This is a genomic window from Christiangramia qingdaonensis, assembly GCF_048381525.1.
GTDB lineage: Bacteria > Bacteroidota > Bacteroidia > Flavobacteriales > Flavobacteriaceae > Christiangramia.
In genome coordinates this window covers 284545-302430 of sequence record NZ_JBLWIM010000015.1, presented here as the reverse complement: position 1 = coordinate 302430, position 17886 = coordinate 284545, and the positions used below count along the sequence as shown (strand labels likewise).

The following is a 17886-nucleotide window of genomic DNA, read 5'->3' as shown; positions in this document are numbered from 1 at the left end:
TCAGGTCTTTTTTCGCTCAGTACTTAAATTTACCAATAAAAACAGAGCTATGGCAATTGTAATAACCGATGAATGTATAAACTGCGGTGCATGTGAACCAGAGTGTCCTAACACGGCAATTTACGAAGGTGCAGATGACTGGAGATATGCAGATGGAACCGATCTAGAAGGTGATGTGGTACTTCCCGGAGGGAAAGAAGCCAACGCAAACGAAGCTCAGGAACCAATAAGCGACGAAATTTACTATATAGTACCAGATAAATGTACCGAATGTAAAGGTTTTCACGAAGAACCTCAATGTGCGGCAGTTTGTCCAGTGGATTGTTGTGTTCCAGATGATGAGCATGTTGAATCTGAAGAGAAATTACTTCAGAAACAAAGTTTTATGCATCACGATTAAAAATCGATTTATAAAATACAAACCCGCCAATTGGCGGGTTTTTTTATGTTACGCTAAATTTTAATTCACTTCTATAGACTGAAGGTGACCTCCCCGTAAATGCCTTGAATTGTTTGTTGAAATGACTAAAATTATTAAAACCACTTTCAAAGCAAACATCGGTTATGCTAATCTGTCTTTCGTGTAATAGTTTAGCTGAATGCGCAAGCCTGTACTCATTCACAAACTGAGTAAATGTTTTTCCGGTAATTCTTTTAAAATATCTACAGAAAGCCGGGTTGGTCATACTAACCTTATCGCTGATCTCCTTTAAGCTAATTGGTCTCTGGAAGTGTTCTTTTACAAAATTAAAAATGATATTGATCCTGTCACTATCCTGTAAGTTAGTTTCCAGTAGAAAACCTTCCGCATTCAAAATAGTATAATCGCCAGTTTTTTCAAGAGAATTTAAAACTTCCAGTAGACCGAGTAATTTCTCGAAAGGATTGAGTTCTCGTAAGGATTCAATAATAGCTCCAATATGACGCTTGGTATCACCATGAAATACGATTCCTTTTTTCGCTCTCTCGAGCAGGTTCTGGATTCGTGACATTTCAGGAGCCTCCAGAAATTCATTGCCAAGAAAATCATTTCTAAACTGTATCACCGTTTCGCAATTATGATTAGTGAGCCCATCGGTAAAAGCACAATGGGGAAGAAGCGAGCCAATTAATATGAGATCACCATTCCTGTAATATGATATATGACTGCCTATCTGCCGCTTTCCGCAGCCGCCATTCACGTAAACCAGTTCGACCTCCGGATGATAGTGCCAAAAGGTCTTTTTCGAACCGACCTGGAATTTATCATGTGTTCTATATGAAAATGAACTCCCAAATCCAGGTTCTATTCTTTCCAGCCTTGGTTTCGATGTTGTATTCATAATATCGAGATTTCATCTAAAATTACACCTGAATAGTAATTGCTTGTATTACAAAATTAGCAATTATATGTGCTGGATTAACCGATAACGTTTGAAATGGATTTTGTCAAGGTAATTGAGTACAGAAACTGGATCATCTAACGCTACATTACGAGGTAGATCTAGGGTAAGTTTACATCAGTTAATCCAAGTATAACTTAAAACCTTAGATTATGAAAAACACAATCAACAAGTTCGTAGTAGCATTCATGTTACTGGTATCATTCAGTAGTTCTGCCACAGATGGTGTGAATCTAAAAGTAGAGAATCAGTCTGATCTCATCGTAGATATACAGAAAACTGAATATGGGTCTGAACTTAGTCTTTTAAACCAAAATGCTGAGGTTATTTTTAGAGATCAACTGGACGAGAACGCCAGGTTTTCGAAGAAGTTTAATTTCGATTCGCTTGAAGATGGGGAATATTTACTGGTTCTGAATAAAAAGTACTGTAAGTCTACCACGGTGATTACCAAATTAAGTGATCAAATTGAAATTGACCAGGCTAATTACAAATTCGCTTTCAAACCTTGTTTCAAAATTGAAGAAGATCAGGTAGTAGTATATATGCCTAATTTAAACGAAACAAAACTTAGTGTTGAAGTCTTCGATAAGAAAGGAATCAAGGTTGGGAATTTTGAAACCAGAGAACCAGAACTTAGAAAAGCGTTTGATTTCTCTGAAGTGGATTCTGGTAAATACACCTTTATAATTGAAACTTCTGAAGATAGTTTTGAGCAAGTTATCGAAATAGGATAGCCCTTTGGATTTCAGGTATAAAAAAACCCGCCGACTGGCGGGTTTTCAAATTTTATATTTAAAGCTTAATCCATTTTGCGTTTGATTTTATCAATCGCATTCTGAATAGATTTTTCAGGTTCGATAATATTGTTATTACCCCAGAATTGTGAATCATAGAATCCAGAAACATCGTCTACCATTACGATATTAGGTCTTATTAACTCTTGGTTCATTTTAAATTCTTCTTCAGAATATGGCTGCCAGTCGGTCACAACCATTTCGCTATTGATCTTATATTTAGAATTGAAGATCTTTCGTTTCCAATTAACTACATAATCCATCTGAGCTTTTCCATATGCAAAATGCCATTTCCCATTGTTCTGTGCGTAATCAACCTGATAGTTTAATTCAGTAGGATAAACTTTCGCTCCATTTGGTTTTTTCTTTACGAACATTTCCTGAGCTGCATTTCTATTATCTACGTTCAGGTTATAATCGGCTTTAACCAGAGTTGAAGTTTCAGCATCGATAAAAAGTTTCCCGTAATACCATGGATCTGATTCATCACGTTCTCTAAAATTTACAACATAGGTATAACGATCATTGATCTTGGCAGGCTCATCAAAGCTAAAATCATAGCTATCCATCATACCTTGTCTAAGTACATACTCTGTGTATTTCATCATATCCAGGTATAATGTATTAAAGGGGCCACCGCGTAGCTTTAACGCCAGGGTGTCCAGTTTATCATAATCTGTGCTTTTTCTGGCTTTATATAGAGATACAAGATCTTTTTTGCTATCCTTATAAGATGTTTTGTGGATCTTTACAACTGCTTCAGATAAGCTGACATTATTCCAACCTTTCTTGATGGTCTCCCGGTAAAAGGAAGTCATGATACTTTGATCTGAAAGATAATTTTCATCCTTTTTGTCCAGCATATCCTGAACCAGTAAACGTGGATTCGTTGCCTTATATAAGCTAACTTCCGTAAGTTCTTCCATAGTTTCTGAAAGTTCTATACGCGTATCTTCCGCTTTGAAATAATCCAGGGGAAGGGTTTTACTTTGAAATCCAAGAACAGATATGGTCACGGTAGCTTCAGTCATATCCTCTGGAACTTTGAGGGAAAATACACCATCTGCATTCGTGATGGTTGAAATGTTACTATTATTCAGGGAAAGGTATGCTGAAGAAATAGGCCTTCCGGTCCTCTCATTCACCACTTCACCTTTATATTCATTAAACGCTTTAGCCGAAGGCTGAAAAGCATATATCTGTAATGAACCTAGAATAAAACTTAGAAAAAATAGCAGGCTACTTTTTCCTGAAATAGGGTTTAAAAGTTTTGCATTCATAGTCATATTATTAAAGTTTACTTAAACTTATACAATATAACCATTTAAAAGCTTATAAAGATGTGAATCAGTTAATTATTGAGCTGAACGATTGTTAATCTTTCAATGAAAGTGAGTAATCAACAATTTTTATAACTGTTGTTCTGAAAGATGTTAAAACACACATACTTATTGTGTCAGTTATCCACACATTGAACTTGAAGCTCTTCTTCAAACAATCATTTTCTCGTGTGGCATGAAATATGACCATCAATTCTTCGTTATCAAAGGATTTCAAAACCAATCAACTATGCATAAAATATATTTTGCTGCTCTCTTCATTATCTTCGGAAGTATTTCAGCTTCAGCACAACTATATGGTGAAGATCAGAGTGCGTCTGTTACTGAGCAGGTATTAAAAGAACTAAACCGGGAACGTTCGTTATTAAGTCAGAATCTGGAATTCAGAATTAAAGAGATCGATTCCAAGATCACCAATCTGGATGAAAGCATTCGTACTTCTAATTCGGCTTCAGAAAAAGTAGAGAAACTACTAGAGCGAGTTAAGTTTTTAGAGCAGCGGCAGGAGGAGATCGATAAGAATACGGTAAGTGTTTATAAGTACAATTATAGCTCAGCTGTTCTTAACCTTGCTTCTATGGAGCGAGAAATAAAACCTCTAAGTCTTTTTAATAGTTCACGTGAATTCTACTCTACACTGGATAAAGTGAGTAATCCTATGAACTATGAAGGATACCAGCAATGGTTTGGTAAATTCAAAGGATACATTGAAGAAGAGAAAGAGGACGATGCAAAACTGGAAGCGCTGAATCATATGTTACAGGTGACAGGCGATCTGGCAAAAGGAACACCTTTTACGGGAATGTTTGCGGGAAGCCTGATAGATGGGATCAGTCAGTTTGTTGGTTCACTAAATAGGAGGGATAAAGAGTTAAGAGAGAAAAGCATTAAAATGCTCAAGCTTACCACTAGTATTTCCCAATTTACGCATGATAAAGACCTGATCGAAACTGAATGGCAAGGAATTAATAAGAACCTGAATGAGCTTAAGGAATTACAGCAAGAAGCTATTGAAGATAACCTGGTGGAGATCCTCGGAATCTCCCGAAATGGTTTTACTGAAAAATTCACCAACGAAACTGATGCTAAAAAGCGAACTCATTATATTCTGGATATTTCCAAAATTGCTGAAAATAAGATCGTAGAAGAGCGAAAGTCTAATCCGGAAAACTGGAAGCAAGAGTATCACGACCAGATGTTGACGGTACAGAATCTTAAGATTCGTTTCGGGATGCTAACCTTCAGAATACTGGAGAATCTGGAAAAATATGAAAAGTTGATCGCTAAATATGAAAATGACCCATTTCTGAAGGACGAAATGAAGAACTTGAGATTGAAACTAGACCTGGTTAGAAACAGTTTCGAGAGCACATTTAATCCGCAGGAATATATAAGAGCTTCCAACGAAATGTATATTGTGGAGTAATTAAATTGTTTCAATGTTTATTAAAGCCCTGTAAGATATAATCACAGGGCTTTTTTTATTCGGTCAAGCTGCTAAGAGGATGTATGTTATTCTCGAATCTAATACCTATCTTTGCAGCCGCAAAAACAAAGCATCTAAATTATAGTATATGAAAGCCGGAATTGTAGGACTGCCAAACGTAGGAAAATCGACCCTTTTTAATTGCCTTAGTAATGCTAAAGCACAAAGTGCAAACTTTCCGTTTTGTACGATAGAACCTAACGTGGGAGTTGTAAACGTTCCAGACCAGAGACTGCTGAAGCTTGAAGAACTTGTAGATCCTGAAAAAGTGATTCCTGCAACGGTGGAGATCGTTGATATTGCTGGTTTAGTAAAAGGAGCCAGTAAAGGGGAAGGACTTGGAAACCAGTTTCTTGGAAATATTCGTGAAACCGATGCTATACTTCACGTTCTTAGATGTTTTGAAGATGATAATATTGTACATGTAGATGGTTCTATAGATCCAATTAGAGATAAAGAAACGATAGACATGGAGCTGCAATTGAAAGATCTGGAAACTGCAGATAAGAAACTTGAAAAAGTTAAAAGGGCAGCCAGAACAGGTAATAAAGAAGCTCAGAAAGAGGAAGCTGCTTTACTTAAAGTGAAGTCTGGTCTTGAAGCTGGGAAATCTGTTCGAGCGATCGATCTTACTGAAGACGAACGTAAGGAATTTATCGCTCCTCTACAGTTTATCACAGATAAGCCGGTAATGTATGTTTGTAATGTAGATGAAGGTGCTGCTGTTGATGGTAACGAACATGTAGAGAAAGTTAGAACAGCTGTAGCAGAAGAAAATGCGGAAGTTCTCGTTCTTGCGGTTGGAACTGAAGCTGATATTACTGAACTTGATGATTTCGAGGAAAGACAGATGTTTCTTCAGGATATTGGGCTCGAAGAGCCTGGTTCAGCAAAACTAATTAGAGGAGCTTATAAGTTGCTTAATCTTCAAACTTACTTCACAGCAGGAGTTAAAGAAGTTAGAGCATGGACCATTCCTATTGGATCTTCAGCCCCACAGGCTGCAGGTGTGATTCACACCGACTTCGAAAAAGGTTTTATTCGTGCTGAGGTTATAGCCTATGACGAATATGTTAGTTTTGGAAGTGAAGCAAAAGTGAAGGAAGCTGGTAAAATGCGTGTAGAAGGCAAAGATTATATCGTTAAAGATGGCGATGTAATGCATTTCAGATTCAATGTCTAGTTGCTAGATTTGAGAATGTAACGAATAACACTTCATTTTAAGTTCATTCTTTTAATTAACATCGTATCTAAAATCTTTGTTAATTACTTTCCTCTGGAACTGTTTCAGTTTTTCGGCTATTACCTTATATTTAGACCGAAACTCCATGAATCTATATGAGCGACAATACTAAATATACCGAAGATAATATTCGGTCTTTAGACTGGAAGGAGCATATTCGTATGCGACCTGGTATGTACATCGGGAAACTTGGAGATGGATCCAGCCAGGACGATGGTATTTATATTTTATTAAAAGAGGTTATCGATAACAGCATCGATGAATTCGTGATGGGTGCTGGAAAGACCATCGAAATTTCTGTGCAAAATCAACGGGTAATCGTTCGTGATTTTGGTAGAGGGATTCCTTTAGGTAAGGTTGTGGATGTAGTGTCCAAAATGAATACCGGTGGTAAATATGATAGCAGAGCTTTCAAAAAGTCTGTAGGTCTAAATGGTGTAGGTACGAAAGCAGTAAATGCTTTGTCTTCCTATTTTAGAGTAGAATCTTCGCGTGATGGCAAAAGCCATGCTGCCGAGTTTGCAAAGGGAGAACTTCAGGATGAAGAGCATCTTGAGGAAACTTCAAGAAGGCGAGGAACTAAAATCACCTTCATTCCAGATGAGCTGATATTCAAGAATTATAAATTCAGAAATGAGTATATAGAGAAAATGTTGAAGAACTATGTTTACCTGAATCCAGGTTTAACCATAGTTTTTAATGGTGAGAAATTTTATTCTGAAAATGGGTTAAAAGATCTCCTGGGGGACAGTATTAGTGAAGAAGATATGCTGTATCCAATTATACACCTGCGTGGAGATGATATAGAAGCAGCGATCACTCATAGTAGAACGCAATATAGCGAGGAGTACCACAGTTTCGTAAATGGGCAGAATACTTCACAGGGAGGAACACACCTTGCTGCATACAGGGAAGCGATCGTTAAAACCGTTCGTGAATTTTATGGTAAGAACTATGAAGCCAGCGATATTCGTAAATCTATCGTAACCGCTATCAGTATAAAAGTGATGGAACCGGTGTTTGAGAGTCAGACGAAAACAAAATTAGGTTCTACAGACATGGGAGGAGAACTTCCCACGGTAAGAACTTATATCAATGATTTTATTAAAAGAAATCTTGATAATTATCTCCATAAAAACCCGGAAACGGCTGAAAATCTTCAACGAAAAATTCTTCAGGCAGAACGCGAGCGTAAGGATCTTTCCGGAATCAGGAAGTTAGCGAAAGACAGAGCTAAAAAAGCCAGTCTGCATAATAAGAAATTAAGGGATTGCCGCGTACATCTTGGCGACAGTAAACATCAACGATGTCTTGAAACAACATTGTTTATAACAGAGGGAGATTCAGCATCCGGTTCTATCACAAAGAGCAGGGATGTGGTTACCCAGGCAGTATTTAGTTTGAAGGGTAAACCTTTGAATAGCTACGGACTAACAAAAAAGATCGTATACGAAAATGAGGAATTCAATCTGCTGCAAGCAGCATTGAATATCGAAGATTCTCTGGAAGATCTGCGTTATAATAATATTGTTATTGCTACAGATGCAGATGTTGATGGAATGCACATCAGGTTGCTGCTTATCACATTTTTCCTTCAGTTTTTTCCGGAACTAATTAAGGAAAATCATCTCTATATTTTACAGACCCCGTTATTTCGAGTAAGAAATAAAAAGGAGACTATTTACTGTTATAGTGAGATGGAGCGAAAGCAGGCAATGGAGAAATTGAAAGGTAAACCTGAAATTACCCGATTTAAGGGATTAGGTGAGATCTCGCCAGATGAATTTGTGCATTTTATAGGAGAAGATATTCGTTTGGATCCTGTAATGCTGGATAAAGACAAATCTATAGAGGAAATGCTTAGCTTCTATATGGGCAAGAACACACCAGACAGACAGGAATTTATTATTGATAATCTCAAATTTGAACTTGACCTGGTCAATGAACTTGGCGTATGAGATTTACCAATAAAAGTGAGGTCAAGATAATCCCATCGATCTATATCGTTCTTGTTGCGGTATTCGTTACGAATCTATTCGTAAATATAGAGATCATGGCTTCAGATTCTGAACAGGAAATAACCTTCAGTCATTTTCTGCCCAATATCGCCACCTTGCTTTTAGGTTTATACGTTCACCGGATTGGACAGGCGTTCGATTTTGACAGCGATGGAGAAACTTTGAACTTTAAAAATAACGGAGTATTTCTTTCAAAATTTATGGAATATCGCGTGAAGAAGGCTGAATTTCCGAAGAGAAAATTAGGGAAGTTCAAATTTTACGATGTTGGCATCTATTCTGCCCTGACGATCTATATTAACTCAAGAAGAAAAAAAGGATACCGGAAATATACTTTTAATACCACATTTTTAAACCGAAAAAAGAAAAGAGGCTTAGTGGATTCACTGAATAAAGTTCTTGAAAACACCCCCAAAGTGACTGCCTAATGGAAGAAAACCTTGATGGAGCTCAGGAAGAGCAATTTGAAAATAAGGAAGAATTAATAAAGGTAACCGGAATGTACAAAGACTGGTTTCTGGATTATGCATCATATGTAATCCTCGAACGAGCTGTACCGGCAATTGAAGATGGCTTTAAGCCAGTTCAACGCCGTATTATGCATTCTATGAAAGACCTGGATGATGGCCGTTACAATAAAGTAGCGAACATTGTTGGTCACACCATGCAGTATCATCCCCACGGTGATGCCAGTATTGGAGATGCCATGGTACAAATAGGACAAAAGGATATTCTAATTGACACTCAGGGAAACTGGGGTAACATTTTAACTGGAGACCGAGCTGCCGCCCCAAGGTATATTGAGGCGAGACTATCAAAATTCGCTCTGGAAGTACTTTTCAGCCCGAAATTAACTGAATGGCAGTTGTCTTACGATGGTAGGAAGCAAGAACCGGTAAACCTTCCGGTAAAATTTCCAATGTTGCTTGCCCAGGGTGCAGAAGGTATTGCCGTAGGTTTAAGTACGAGATTTTTACCACATAATTTTAATGAACTTATTGATGCCTCGATCAAACATCTTCGTGGTAAAACCTTCAAATTATTTCCAGACTTCCCAACGGGAGGTATAGCAGATATTTCCAATTATAATGATGGGAAACGTGGAGGACGCGTAAGAATTCGTGCACGTATCAATCAGTTAGATAAAAATACTCTGGTAATAAATGAAGTTCCCTACGGAACCAATACCGGAAGTTTGATCGATTCTATTCTGAAGGCGAATGAAAAAGGTAAGATCAAGATCAAAAAGATTGAAGATAATACTGCAGCTCAAGTAGAGATCCTGATACATTTACCTAACAATATTTCACCGGACAGAACTATAGATGCATTATATGCATTTACTCAGTGTGAAAACTCATTATCTCCTCTAGGTTGTGTAATTATTGATCATAAACCGGTATTCCTGGGCGTTTCAGAAGTATTGAGAAGATCAACAGATCATACGCTTCATCTTCTTAAACGAGAGTTGGAGATAAAATTGAATGAGCTCCAAGAGCAATGGCATTTTGCATCGCTGGAAAGAATATTCATAGAAAACAGGGTGTATCGGGATATTGAAGAAGAAGAAACCTGGGATGGGGTTATTCTGGCGATAGATCGCGGATTGAAACCTTTTACTACCCATTTAAAACGTGAGGTTACCGAGGAAGATATTATAAGACTTACTGAGATTAGAATTAAAAGAATCTCAAAGTTCGATATAGATAAGGCACAGCAGAAGATCGATGCACTCGAGGATGAGATCGCCCAGATTAAACATCATCTTGACAACCTTATAGACTTTGCGGTAGATTATTTTCAGAAATTAAAGAAAGACTACGGAACCGGCAAAGAACGAAAAACTGAACTCAGGCTATTTGAAGATATTGAAGCAACAAAAGTCGTTATTCGAAATACCAAGCTTTATGTGAATAGAGCCGAAGGTTTTGTGGGAACAAGTCTCAAAAAGGATGAGTATGTAACTGAATGTTCAGATATTGATGATGTCATATGTTTTACCGCCGATGGTAAAATGATGGTGACCAAGGTTGATACTAAAACTTTTATTGGTAAGGATATTATTCACGTGGCAATCTTTAAGAAAAAAGATAAACGTACGATCTATAATATGATCTACCGAGACGGGAAGGCTGGCAATACATACGTAAAAAGATTTGCCGTTACTTCAGTTACCAGGGATCGGGAATATAATTTAACTCAGGGTAAAAAGGATAGTAAAGTCCTTTATTTTACGCCAAACCCGAATGGAGAAGCTGAAGTAATTACAGTTTTACTTAGACAGGTAGGAAGCATCAGGAAAGTGAAATTTGATGTGGATTTTGCAGATATTTCTATCAAAGGCCGAAATGTCAAAGGAAATATCGTCACTAAATATTCTGTAAAACGAATTGAGCTGAAAGAAGAAGGTGTTTCAACGCTAAAACCTAGAAGAATCTGGTTCGACGAAACGGTCAAACGCCTGAATGTAGATGAACGAGGAGAATTACTAGGAGAATTTAGAGGAGAAGATAGATTACTGATCATCACACAGGATGGTGTTGCAAAAACAATCAAGCCAGAGTTAACTACCAGGTTTGATGAAGAAATGGTAATTCTGGAGAAATGGGTTAAGAATAAACCGATTTCTGCGATTTACTGGGAACCTGAGAAAGAACGTTATTATGTCAAACGATTCATAATCGAACATCCTGATAAAGAAGAGAAATTTATTAGTGATCACGAAGAGTCTTTCCTGGAAATGGTTTCTACAGATTATTTTCCAATGGCGGAGATCGTTTATACTAAACCGAAAGGAAAAGAGCGTCGCGAAAACGAAGAGATCAATTTAGAGGAATTCATTTCAGTAAAAGGAATAAAGGCTTTAGGAAATCAACTGACCTCAGAGAAAGTGAATCAAATCAATCTTTTGGACCCTATACCTTATGAAGGACAAAATGAGGGTGAAACTGACGAAGAGCAAGGATCAAAGGATTCAGAAGAAAATATAACAGGAGAAGATATTAAAAATGGGACGATCAAAGCACCAGAGAAAAAATCTGGTGGCGATGGTCAACCTTCGCTATTTGACGAATAATGGGGTTATTTAAAGAATTCAAGGAATTTGCTGTAAAAGGCAATATGATCGATATGGCCGTAGGTATCATTATTGGTACGGCCTTTAATAAAGTGGTTGATGTTCTGGTAAAGCAAATTATAATGCCACCATTAAGTATGATTACCGATGGCGTGAATTATGCTGATAGGAAGATCATTCTACGAGATGGTGTAGGAACTGAAGGTGCAGCAGATTATGTAAATGAAGTGTCAATTGGTTACGGACTGCTTATTGAGACCATGGTAGATTTTATCGTTATTGGTTTCGTTGTCTTTATAGTGGTAAAATTTATGAATCGCTTTCGGAACAAAGCTCAGGATCCAAAAAACACCAAGGTTGTTACCCCTAAAGATATTGAACTGCTCTCCAGTTTAAATGATCTAATGGAAGAGCAGAATAAATTATTGCGGGAAAAGCAAGCTTAATTCTATTCTGAAACTTTTTTTACTTCTCCGCGGGCCTTTTGGGTTTCACCTACCTGTCCGTACTCGAACGTATAGCTATTCTTTGAAGTCGTGAGGATCTTCATGTGGATTGGCTTCTGTTCAGCCATATTCTTCGGATTGGTATTCTTGATAATATATTCACATGGATTGATCCATCGTACGGAACTTGTATCTGTCTTTCCCTGAAAAAACTCAATTTCAATCGAGTCATTTCTTATGAAAGTAGATTTTTGTAATTCTCCGTTTATATACGTTTCAAACTCAAAAGTACCAGTTCTAAAATCAGCACAGTTTCTGTTGGCTTCAAAACAAGAGCTCAATGTGAGTAACAGGACCAAGAAGAGTGGAATCATTTTGTTCATACTGCAAGGTAAGTTTTAATCAAATGAGAGTCAATTTTCAAAGGCTTCAAAACTACCATCCTCATAAAAAAATACTATTCGTTTCACCTTTTTGTTACTCACAGATTTCTCATGGACCTGATCGTCCTTCGTAGCCCTGACTTCAGGATTTCTGATTTGGGGTTCAGGAGCTGAGTGAACGGCTTTTATTTGCTGTACACTTTTTTCATTAACTGAGTCGGTTTTGGGAGGGAAGGAGCCTTTACCATTCAATAACCAGTATAATTCCACCTCAGGAAAATTCTTGACAACTTTCATGACAAAATCTAAACTTGGTTTATTCCTGCCGGATAAGATATGAGAGATGGAAGACCTTCCAACATCAATTTTATCTGCAAAAGATGCAGCTGACAGATCGTAATATTCAAGGATGCGTTGCAGCCTTGTTCCAAATTGTTCCGTGTTTACCATTGTAAATTATTTCTCATTTTCCCATTGATTACAAATGTAAATATAGCATATTTTAGTGTAAATATACATCTGTAAACGATTGGATTTACATTAAACTTATACTTTAGAAGAGCAAATATAAGTAGTTGACCAAGAATACCATAAAGTAGATTTTATTGAGATTTGGATAAATTCCTAAGCATACTGCCATTGCGAAGATCAACTTATTTACAACTGTAAACTTTAGATGGATTGGAAGCTGTATACAATTGTGAATATTTGATTGTTTAATTTTGTAAACATGAAAGAGAAAGCAAAACTGTGGTTAAGTAATCGCGATTATGATAAAGCCAAATTCAGGAAAGTGGCAGGCCGTTATTTTCATAATAATCATCTGGAAGATTTTATTTCTATGCATTCAGATAGATTCGAATTTGAAACTATAGGTACTTCCGTAGAGCACAGGAATATTTACGGATTGCAAATTGGGTCGGGTTCAAAGAAGGTTTTGATGTGGTCGCAAATGCACGGCAATGAATCTACAACAACCAAAGCTGTACTGGATTTTTTAAACTCAATAGCAGAGGATGTAGAAAATCTTTATAATAAATCACTTCTGGAAGAGACGAGTTTATATATTATTCCTGTTCTTAATCCAGATGGTGCGGCGAATTATACGCGGGTTAATGCCAATAATGTAGATCTTAATCGAGACATGCAGGATCTTAGTCAGCCAGAAAGCAGATTGTTGATGAAGGTCTACCGGGAATTCCAACCTGATTTTTGTTTGAATCTTCATGATCAACGAACCATCTTTAGTGCTGGAGAAACAAATTTACCAGCGATCCTATCTTTTTTAACACCTTCGAGCGATATAGATCGTAGTATCACGGGGGCACGTAAGGATAGTATGTCATTAATTGCTGGAATTGTAAAGGATTTGAAAGATGAATTAGGGGAGCGAATAGGGAGGTATGATGATGGTTTTAATATCAATTGTGCTGGCGACACCTTTCAAAGCTTAGGAACTCCGACTATTCTTTTTGAAGCAGGTCATTATCCTGGAGACTACAATAGGGATGTAACGCGAAAATTTATTTTTAAAGCTTTGAGAAGCTGCCTGGAGCAAATAATGAATGGGCAAAGTCCTGATCACAGGCAATATTTGAAAATTCCTGAGAATGCTAAATGTTTTCGTGATGTGATTTTAAGAAATGTAAACATAGAAGGAGATCAAAAGGATATCCTGATACAATTCAAAGAAACATTAGTTCACGATCGAATACGATTCGTCCCGGTTATCGAAGGGATTCATAAAGACTCAGTTTTATTTGGTCATCGTGAAATTGATGCAGCATGTAAAAAGATAAGTTTGATGGAAGAGGGCGAAATTTCCGAAAACGTTGTAGTTAATAAAATATTCTTAAATGATGAGATTTTCGAGCTAAATCCCCAATAAATGTGTTTTTATTTAGCAATAATTCAATGATTTTGTATTAATTTTGAATTTCATTAAAAATAGAACTTCAAGATGGCTAAGTTTAAATTAGACGACACCGACCACCAGATTCTTGACATGCTTATCGAGAATACCAGAACTCCATTCACCGATATTGCTAAGAAACTACTGATATCAGCTGGAACTGTCCATGTTCGTGTAAAGAAAATGGAAGAAGCTGGAATTATTATAGGATCATCGTTAACTCTGGATTATAAGAAACTTGGATACGCGTTTATCGCATATGTAGGTGTTTTTCTTAAGAATACTTCACAAACCAAATTTGTACTTGAGAGAATTAATGAAATTCCATTCGTTACGGTTGCTCATGTAACAACTGGCAAGTTTAACGTGTTCTGTAAAATACGTGCTAAGAACACTCAACATGCTAAGGAAATTATTTTCCAACTTGATGATATTGAGGGTGTTTATAGAACAGAAACTATGATTTCTCTGGAGGAGAGTATCAATGATAAAAAACGTTTGATGCATTCCATATTTAAAGAGATGTAATTTATACTAAACTTTTAATAAAGACCCTTTAGACCTAGCTGTTTAGAGGGTTTTTTTTTACATTTAGGTCAGTTGAAAAAATTGAAATTATGAATAGAGAACCTCGTTTAGATAGATTTAATGATAATGTGCTGGCAAAGTATCAGGTCTATAATAGTATCTTTTTAACCTTACCCTATGATGAGATACAAAAGACCGGAGCGCTGTTACCACTTTTTCAAGAACTTTGCGAACGTGGATTTTCTGAAAATAAGAATCCTTCTGAGATCGTTGAACACTTTTTTGAACGTTACGGAGAAAGCCCAACGGAAGATGAGCGTAACGCTTTGCTTTTTCGTTTCATCCAATACATAGAGCGCCAGGTAGTTTTATTTGACGCCATTGAAGATGCGTCGTTCCCTATCGTAAATAATATGGATGGTCGTGGTACCCTGCGAAGTGTTAAAGAAGAAGCGGAAGCAAAACAAAAAACTGAGCAGTTAAAGGAATACTTGAAGCGATTCAATGTAAGACCCACTCTTACAGCGCATCCTACCCAATTTTATCCTGGCGCAGTGCTGGGAATTATAACAGATTTGGATAAGGCAATTCAAAAAAATGATCTGGTTCGTATTAAGCAGTTATTAGCACAGCTTGGAAAAACTCCGTTCTTTAATAAAGAGAAACCAACCCCATACGATGAGGCTGTTAGCCTCATTTGGTATTTTGAAAATGTTTTCTACCAGAGTGCAAGTAAGATCCATAATTACATTCAGCAGAATATATTTGATGGAGAGGATGTGGGCAACCAGGTGATCAATCTCGGATTCTGGCCAGGAGGTGATAGAGATGGAAACCCGTTTGTAACAACTGAGATCACTTTGAGAGTTGCACGTAGACTTCGCCGTACCATACTCCTTAATTATTACCGGGATATTCGTAAACTAAAGAGAAGACTTACATTTAGAGAGGTTAATGAGATCATGGCTGAGATAGAGAAAGCTTTGTATGATTCAGCCGTTACGAATTCAGACACACCAAAAATATCCTTAGAGGAATTGGTTTCGAAATTGCAAACCGCGCGAGAAATTTTGACAAATAAACATCAGTCATTATTTCTTGAAGAGCTCGATGACATGATCAATAAGATCAAACTCTTCGGTTTCCACTTCGCAACTTTAGATATCAGGCAGGACAGCTCGAAACACGAAGAAGTATTTGCAGATCTCAAGAAATACAAACCAAAGTTGATTCCGGAAAATTTCGAAACTCTTTCAGAACAGGAGAAAATTGCTGTAATGACAACGACAGATGCACAGTTAGATCCTGAAGAATTCGATGAAGGGATGACTAAATCTACGCTTTCATCCATATATGCGATGAAGGAAATTCAGGAAAAGAATGGCGAGCAGGGAGCCAACCGCTATATCATTAGTAACTGTGGAAGTGTGGAAGGAGTTTTGCAGCCATTTTTATACATGAAATTATGCGGTTGGAAAAAACCAACTGTGGATGTGATCCCATTATTTGAAACGGTACCTGATCTAAGAGAAGCACATCATGTGATGGAGAGGTTGTACAAAAATCCAGTGTATAAAGAACATCTTGAAAAACGAGGTAATAAGCAAACGATCATGCTAGGCTTTAGTGATGGAACTAAAGATGGTGGTTACTTAATGGCAAACTGGAGTATTTATAAAGCTAAAGAGGAACTTACTCGAATTTCACGTGAGTACGGAATTAAGGTTGTCTTCTTTGATGGTCGTGGTGGACCACCGGCAAGAGGTGGTGGAAAAACTCATCAATTCTATGCTTCTTTAGGACCAACGATCGAGAATGAGGAAATTCAATTAACCGTACAAGGGCAAACGATTAGCTCCAATTTTGGCACCAAAGATAGTTGTACGTATAATCTAGAGCAATTATTAAGTTCAGGAGTTTCTAATGAAATTTTCAGCGAAGGTAAAAATAAACTGAATGATCAGGATCGTAATACTATGAGCGAGCTTGCTGAGATTAGCTACAAAACATATACAGACTTTAAAAAGCATCCTCGTTTTATTCCTTACCTGGAAAAAATGAGTACTCTGAAATACTACGCTAAAACTAATATTGGAAGTAGGCCTAGTAAACGAAATAAGTCAGCAGAACTTAATTTATCAGATCTAAGGGCGATTCCATTTGTTGGAAGTTGGAGTCAGCTCAAACAAAATGTTCCTGGATTCTTTGGAGTGGGAACCGCTATGGAAGAAATGGATAAACAAGGTAGGTTTGATGAAGTCCAGGATCTCTATAACAATTCTGAATTCTTTAAAACCTTGCTTGAAAACAGTATGATGAGCTTGACTAAATCATTTTTCCCATTAACTGCCTATATGAAAGATGATGAAGAGTTTGGAGAATTCTGGACGGTGATTCATGATGAGTTCGAACGTTCAAAGAAAATGTTATTGAAGGTTACCGGCTATAATAGTCTGATGCAGAATCAGCCAGCAGGAAAGGCTTCTATTCAGGCTCGGGAAAGAATTGTGCTCCCATTATTAACCATTCAGCAACACGCGCTTAGAATGGTGCAGGAGCTGAGTAAAAACCCTGAAGCCAACCAGCAAGCCCTTGAGGTATATGAAAAAATGGTTACAAGGTCGTTGTATGGAAATATAAATGCCAGTAGAAATTCTGCTTAATGAAGAAATCTGAACTTACTAAGGGAGAAATAGGTGAATTTTATAGAGGTTATATCGATAGATTAGAACCCGAAGCCGAATTAGTTCCAAGCCTTAAATCGAATACTTCTGAGTTTATTCAATTTTTGGAAAATATTCCGGAAGATAAATGGGATTACCGCTATGAAGAAGGTAAGTGGACATTAAAAGAAATGATTCAGCATATAATTGATACTGAAAGGATTTTTCAATTCAGAGCATTAGCAATTGCCAGAAACGAACCGCAACCTTTGCCAGGATTTGATCATGATATTTATGTTTTAAATAGTCGCTCAGAACACAGATCGGTTCAAGATCTTATTAAAGAGTATAAAATTGTTAGAGAGGCAGGCATCATTCTTTTCGAAAGCATGACTGTCGATATGCTAAAACTTGGTGGAATCATGAATGATATTAATGCTTCACCCAGAGCGCTCGGCTTTATGATGGTTGGTCATGCTATGCATCATATTGAGGTGATTAAAGAGAAGTATCTCTAATGTTTCGCAAAATCAAGGTTTTTGGCAAGCTTCTTAAGAAGACTTATGTGAGCTGGGATAAGAATGAACCTTATGCCCGAAGTGCTACCATCGC

Annotated in this window: 16 protein-coding genes; 12 read left to right on the top strand and 4 right to left on the bottom strand. The window is 37.2% G+C overall.

Translation table 11 applies throughout. The features are described from left to right. Positions 1-49: 49 nt before the first annotated feature. Positions 50-400 (top strand): 4Fe-4S dicluster domain-containing protein, encoded by a 351-nt coding sequence (locus ACNI3T_RS12730; protein ID WP_298247220.1) that lies wholly within the window; start codon positions 50-52, stop codon positions 398-400. A gap of 43 nt (positions 401-443) precedes the next feature. Here ACNI3T_RS12730 and ACNI3T_RS12725 read toward each other — a convergent pair whose 3' ends face one another. Continuing rightward, positions 444-1322, bottom strand: coding sequence for an AraC family transcriptional regulator (locus ACNI3T_RS12725; protein ID WP_418228123.1), 879 nt, complete (start codon positions 1320-1322; stop codon positions 444-446). Positions 1323-1534: 212 nt separating this feature from the next. Between ACNI3T_RS12725 and ACNI3T_RS12720 the strand changes: the two genes are divergently transcribed. Beyond that, entirely contained in the window at positions 1535-2119 is a 585-nt protein-coding gene (locus tag ACNI3T_RS12720; RefSeq protein WP_418228122.1) for a hypothetical protein, read from the top strand. 65 nt (positions 2120-2184) lie between these two features. Here the strand turns inward: ACNI3T_RS12720 and ACNI3T_RS12715 are convergent, their stop codons facing one another. Further along, a complete protein-coding gene (locus tag ACNI3T_RS12715; protein ID WP_418228121.1) occupies positions 2185-3459 on the bottom strand; it encodes a carboxypeptidase-like regulatory domain-containing protein in 1275 nt (424 codons plus the stop codon). Positions 3460-3748: 289 nt separating this feature from the next. Between ACNI3T_RS12715 and ACNI3T_RS12710 the strand changes: the two genes are divergently transcribed. The 6 genes from ACNI3T_RS12710 to mscL all read left to right on the top strand — a co-directional run bounded on the left by ACNI3T_RS12710 (position 3749) and on the right by mscL (position 11788). Further along, positions 3749-4945, top strand: coding sequence for a hypothetical protein (locus ACNI3T_RS12710; protein WP_418228120.1), 1197 nt, complete (start codon positions 3749-3751; stop codon positions 4943-4945). Positions 4946-5093: 148 nt separating this feature from the next. Beyond that, positions 5094-6188, top strand: coding sequence for a redox-regulated ATPase YchF (gene ychF, locus ACNI3T_RS12705; protein ID WP_418228119.1), 1095 nt, complete (start codon positions 5094-5096; stop codon positions 6186-6188). A 155-nt stretch (positions 6189-6343) separates the two neighbouring features. Next, positions 6344-8206, top strand: coding sequence for a DNA topoisomerase IV subunit B (locus tag ACNI3T_RS12700; protein ID WP_418228118.1), 1863 nt, complete (start codon positions 6344-6346; stop codon positions 8204-8206). Further along, positions 8203-8694, top strand: coding sequence for a hypothetical protein (locus tag ACNI3T_RS12695; protein WP_417921084.1), 492 nt, complete (start codon positions 8203-8205; stop codon positions 8692-8694). The genes ACNI3T_RS12700 and ACNI3T_RS12695 overlap by 4 nt, the downstream gene beginning before the upstream one ends. Next, on the top strand, positions 8694-11342 hold the full coding sequence (locus tag ACNI3T_RS12690) for a DNA gyrase/topoisomerase IV subunit A (protein ID WP_418228117.1): 2649 nt from the start codon (positions 8694-8696) through the stop codon (positions 11340-11342). Before ACNI3T_RS12695 ends, ACNI3T_RS12690 begins: the two co-directional genes overlap by 1 nt. After that, the gene (mscL, locus tag ACNI3T_RS12685) at positions 11342-11788 is read left to right on the top strand and encodes a large conductance mechanosensitive channel protein MscL (RefSeq protein WP_418228116.1); all 447 of its coding nucleotides are present in this window, start codon (positions 11342-11344) and stop codon (positions 11786-11788) included. The genes ACNI3T_RS12690 and mscL overlap by 1 nt, the downstream gene beginning before the upstream one ends. Positions 11789-11790: 2 nt before the next feature. On the opposite strand, the gene ACNI3T_RS12680 is transcribed toward mscL, so the two are convergent. Continuing rightward, complete coding sequence (locus tag ACNI3T_RS12680; protein WP_418228115.1) at positions 11791-12171, bottom strand: DNA topoisomerase IV; 381 nt, start codon at positions 12169-12171, stop codon at positions 11791-11793. Between the two features lie 30 nt (positions 12172-12201). Next, positions 12202-12621 carry a helix-turn-helix domain-containing protein gene (locus ACNI3T_RS12675; RefSeq protein ID WP_418228114.1) on the bottom strand — a complete coding sequence of 140 codons (420 nt, stop codon included), beginning with the start codon at positions 12619-12621 and terminating at the stop codon, positions 12202-12204. 280 nt (positions 12622-12901) lie between these two features. On the opposite strand from ACNI3T_RS12675, the gene ACNI3T_RS12670 reads away from it, so the two are divergent. The 4 genes from ACNI3T_RS12670 (at position 12902) to ACNI3T_RS12655 (ending at position 17792) form a co-directional block, all read left to right on the top strand. Next, a complete protein-coding gene (locus ACNI3T_RS12670) occupies positions 12902-14059 on the top strand; it encodes a DUF2817 domain-containing protein (protein ID WP_418228113.1) in 1158 nt (385 codons plus the stop codon). Positions 14060-14131: 72 nt separating this feature from the next. Further along, complete coding sequence (locus ACNI3T_RS12665; RefSeq protein ID WP_026916117.1) at positions 14132-14611, top strand: Lrp/AsnC family transcriptional regulator; 480 nt, start codon at positions 14132-14134, stop codon at positions 14609-14611. 89 nt (positions 14612-14700) lie between these two features. After that, positions 14701-17274, top strand: a complete 2574-nt coding sequence (locus ACNI3T_RS12660) for a phosphoenolpyruvate carboxylase (RefSeq protein WP_418228112.1) — start codon at positions 14701-14703, stop codon at positions 17272-17274. Further along, a complete protein-coding gene (locus tag ACNI3T_RS12655) occupies positions 17274-17792 on the top strand; it encodes a DinB family protein (RefSeq protein WP_418228111.1) in 519 nt (172 codons plus the stop codon). The genes ACNI3T_RS12660 and ACNI3T_RS12655 overlap by 1 nt, the downstream gene beginning before the upstream one ends. Positions 17793-17886 lie beyond the last annotated feature (94 nt).